General features: G+C 45.8%; 2 protein-coding genes and 3 pseudogenes. 1 reads left to right on the plus strand and 4 read right to left on the minus strand.

Annotation, left to right across the window (positions count from 1 at the left end):
- Positions 1–68: 68 nt before the first annotated feature.
- Positions 69–303, plus strand: a pseudogene (locus DSM107010_RS43475) (IS701 family transposase); the annotation flags it as partial.
- A 192-nt stretch (positions 304–495) separates the two neighbouring features.
- Here DSM107010_RS43475 and DSM107010_RS37230 read toward each other — a convergent pair.
- The 4 genes and pseudogenes from DSM107010_RS37230 to DSM107010_RS37245 form a co-directional block, all read right to left on the minus strand.
- Positions 496–1,260: pseudogene (locus DSM107010_RS37230) on the minus strand (RAMP superfamily CRISPR-associated protein); the annotation flags it as partial.
- A gap of 2 nt (positions 1,261–1,262) precedes the next feature.
- Positions 1,263–1,652, minus strand: coding sequence for a hypothetical protein (locus DSM107010_RS37235; protein ID WP_106170739.1), 390 nt, complete (start codon positions 1,650–1,652; stop codon positions 1,263–1,265).
- A 232-nt stretch (positions 1,653–1,884) separates the two neighbouring features.
- The gene (gene cmr4, locus DSM107010_RS37240) at positions 1,885–2,673 is read right to left on the minus strand and encodes a type III-B CRISPR module RAMP protein Cmr4 (protein ID WP_106170737.1); all 789 of its coding nucleotides are present in this window, start codon (positions 2,671–2,673) and stop codon (positions 1,885–1,887) included.
- Positions 2,666–3,667 (minus strand): annotated as a pseudogene (locus DSM107010_RS37245) (type III-B CRISPR module-associated Cmr3 family protein); the annotation flags it as partial. The gene cmr4 and the pseudogene DSM107010_RS37245, both read right to left, overlap by 8 nt.
- Positions 3,668–3,757: the final 90 nt, after the last annotated feature.

Raw genomic sequence — 3,757 nt, forward strand, 5'->3', positions numbered from 1 at the left:
AAATCTCCAGGGCTACGACTTATGCCACATCAAAATTCCAATCCAGATATTTATGGTGGTATTGTGGTTGGCGCATCGAAACTAGCTTTGAAACCGCCAAAGGTGAGGTAGGGCTTGACCATTATGAAGTGCGTTCTTGGTCTGGGTGGTATCGTCATATCACCCTCGCCCTAGCTGCTCATGCCCTTTTTAACAGTGACTCGTGCTACGGGAGCGCGAGAGTTTTTTAAAAAAGAAGCAGCCCTAGTTCAATACGACTCTCTACACGAATTCAAGCGCCAGCGTGGTCTGAGCTGCCCTTGAGTGTTCCTGAAGTTCGCCGTCTCTTGTGGCGGCTATTTTGGCAGTGGATTCCCTCTACTACTTATATTCTCGATTGGGCGCTAGCTCGCTAGCTCCATTGGTCTTATTGGCGGCGGCGACATCAAGCGATTGCTAAGTTTTATCATTACAAACGTCGCCTTTCCCAATCGCTCAGCTATCTACAACTGTAGTATTAGGCGAGTAGTCGAGTGCTTCACCATCCCAGTTCCAAATATTATTGGCTATGTCAACGGCTAGACCGCCCGATCGCGTTGAGCCAATAGGTAAAGGATAGGCATCTAAAAAAATAACTGCACCAGTGCGATCGCCATCCACTGCTTCTAGAGAGCCAAAAAAGGGAGCAACCTTTTGCTCTGCCTGTTTCCATTTGATGTTTTCTTCCGCCATAAACTGACGAATTGCTTCAGTTCTGGCAACCCCACGCAGGGTACTAGAAGGAATGTAAGGCATTCCCAGAGCATCAAAGGCAGGTAAGAGAATGCTTTCTGGTCCCCGATGTCCGCCAACGCGAATCCGCCAAGGACATTTAACTTGAAAATAATTCCCTTCCCCAGCAATCAGTTTCGTTCGATCTGATAATTGAGTTAGGCGATCGCGGTAGTTAGCATTCTGCTCCGCCATTTGGAGAATTTGTACTTTGGTGGGGTCTTTGGCTGGATTGTCGGGCGATCGCATCCACCGCAGATATTCCACAAAACTGGCAGTTGGATCTGGAGATGGTGAAGCATCAAATAACCAGGGTGAGGGCGGTTGGTTGTTGCTATTGCCACCACCGCCACCGTTTCCTTTGTTGCTACCACCAGAATTGTTACCATCACCAACAGTTATGACTCTCCTTGGCTGATTTTGATCCCTACGAGGAGGATTTGGAGATTGAGGAGCTTGAGGAGCTTGAGATGGTGGATTTTGTCGCGGTCTGGGGCGCTCGAATACCATTTTTAATCTCCTTCAGAAATGTCGTGATAGACAGCTGTTGCCCAGAAACTAAACTCTTGTGCGATCGCCAATCCCAAACCCGTTAGCCCTAAATATTCGTCGGTGCTGAGATTTTTTAGTTGTTCTAGTCCTCGATCGCCAACTAAATCGGCAATCCCTGTGATATTTTGCAAGCACTCGAAGTACTTCTTAACCACTTGTTTCTTACCTTCCTGACTTAAAGCTTTTTCTTCTGCTTTAAGTCGCATCATGCCCCAAGTAGATAGGTAAGTGTAAAGCTCAACTGCTTGATTTTTTTGTTCTTTGAGACGGTTTTCATCTTGACAAGATGTTTTCAACTTGTCTAAAGCTTCGTAAACTGGTTTGCCAATAGTACGCGGATCGAAACTCATATTTGCCCTTCTCCCTAGGGCAAACGCATCATGTCAATAAGGTAGAAAATTCTAAGCTTATTGACATTAATTGCAATAAACTAAAGCTTATTGAGAAGAAAATGGGTTGAAATCATTTGCAACAATCTCTATTTTATTGAGAAGAACCAGTGTAGGCATAAGGTCTGGTGAAGTTGAAAACACGACGAATATTCTAGGCGCGAATTTAGATGCGTTTGCCCTGCCCTTCTCCCTACTTAGAACCCAGCCATTGCTGTACAAAACCTCTACCCAAGCTTTCTTGTCCGCCAATTTGCAAAATTGAATTTGCATTTAGAAGGTTGCAAAAGTCGGCGTAGGAGCGATCGCCTCTGCCATTTGCTTGAGATGTCATCCCCCAAGGAAGATACATCAAGGTATCGGGTGGAATTGCCTCTTCGTAACGAAAACCCCCATCAACTGTTTTATGTTCGTCTAGTTTTACCTTGACCTGTCGCCACAGGCTCATTTGAATTAATGTGGCACAGTGTTGGTCTGGTAGAAGCAATACTCGTGTGATGCTCTTAGTTTCGTTGGCTTGGGGTACAAATGTTTTCCAGTCATCCCAAGTATGCAGACAATCAACTTTAAGAATGGCATCTTTGAGATAAATAGGCTTATTATTACCGAGATTTGTACTGTACTCAGGTGGAGTTGCTACTTGAACCCCATTTACTCTCATCCATCTTTGTAGCAGTAGGGGGCAACTAATCCAAACAACACCATGACTTAAGGAAGGCACGGGCAACCATAGAATCGAAGCATCCCCGATCCAGACATCGCCTTGCACTAACTGTTGAGTCTCGTTCAAATCCGTGCCGAAGAGTTGCGATCGCATTTCACCACTGACATTTGCCCGCAATCGACCGCGAATTGTACTAGAAGGAATGTAAGGCAAGTTGGTGTGAGACTCGCGAGCAATGCCTAGTAGGTTTCCCTCTTGGGTCGTCCCGCCCGTATGTAGGGGTGAAATGAGATAGAAATAGATTGAAGGATTAATCATGGTCTTTACTAAAGGGAATCCAAAGCATTTCAGAATAGCCTAGCTGCCGCCAAATATGAGCTTTATTTTGTCGTCCATCCTTGGTTAATTGGTCTTGAAATAGCATGGCTGGGCATTCCAAGTAATAAACACTACCAGCAGGTGCAGCAAACACTTGTGGAGTTGGAATACTCTGGGTTGTTTTATCTGATGGCGTATAACTGATACGACCGCTAATAGCCAAAGCCTTTTCTGTAGCTACGCTAACCAAAGATCCGCGAACGTAATTGGGATTTGTAGCATAAGCGAGTTTCCACTCCCAAGGATATGCCCTGCAAGTTGCTTGTCCGCCGTCGTGTTTGCGCTCGAAGACTCCAGGTGTAATTAGATATGCTAGAACTCTTCCAGCGGTAGGAGATTGTTGCAGAGCGGTTTCAGTTTCTTGAAAGTTTTGTTGCGAAAGAGTGGTGAGTTCCTGCCATTGGCGTTCTAGAGCTGGACAGGATGACAAAACTGCTCGATGACCTTCACCCCCTAAGCGTAAGATGACAGGATTGCCATGAGTTTGAAGTTGTGCGTGTGTCTGAGAATCGACAGCGATCGCCAAACTCCAGCCGCGATCGAGCCGAATTGCCGTCTCAACAAAATATCCATCGGCATCTTTGACTTGCCGCGTGCCTGGAGCTAGAGAATTATGGGATCTAGTTTCGAGCGTCCAAGGGTGGGAACGTTCTTCGTTCCGACACAACCAATCTTCTGTAGTTAGCTGCTGCTGCTTTAGTAATTTAGTGACAACAGATTGAGGTAGAAATTGTCGATATTGCTGCTGTTGACCTTTTGTTTGATGTGGATCTTGCTCCGTTCGCTCCCCTAAAACTAATGGTACGGGCTTGCTACAATCCCACATCATTTGTTGGCAAGGATGCTTGTCGGATAGCCATTGAGTCGGGACAAGCTGCTGTTGTCCTACGTAGTTTAGCGGGCGCGGGAAGTAAAGTGTTTCGGCTCGACAGAGAAAAGGACCCTTGAGAACCTATTTATAAAGTAAACCTTTAAGCAGATAGGCGACGTAGCATAATTCGAGTCATAACAGCATAAATAGCTG

This window comes from Chroococcidiopsis cubana SAG 39.79 (assembly GCF_003991895.1).
In the GTDB taxonomy this organism is placed as follows: Bacteria; Cyanobacteriota; Cyanobacteriia; order Cyanobacteriales; family Chroococcidiopsidaceae; genus Chroococcidiopsis; species Chroococcidiopsis thermalis.